Here is a 222-nt window from a genome sequence, read left to right on the forward strand (position 1 = left end):
TTCTATGATCTCAGGGAGGCCAAAGTCCTGATCGAAACCTGGCGGCGGCACTACAACACCGCGCGCCCACACTCTTCTCTGGGCTACCGGCCACCCGCTCCACAAACCATCTTGCCCGCGGCGTTCATACCGCCTTACTGTGACGAGGTAGCGGCATGAACGCCGCTACGTGGAAACCGCCGGACTAACATTACCGGTGGACCACCCCTGTGGGGCAGAGCA

The 222-nt window shown here is 61.3% G+C and carries 1 protein-coding gene; it reads left to right on the forward strand.

Annotation, left to right across the window (positions count from 1 at the left end):
- On the forward strand, nucleotides 1-159 hold a 159-nt coding region (locus tag D1227_RS20250), incomplete at its 5' end, for a transposase (RefSeq protein ID WP_233352900.1).
- Nucleotides 160-222: the final 63 nt, after the last annotated feature.

The organism is Henriciella mobilis (assembly GCF_003576315.1).
Taxonomy (GTDB): Bacteria; Pseudomonadota; Alphaproteobacteria; order Caulobacterales; family Hyphomonadaceae; genus Henriciella; species Henriciella mobilis.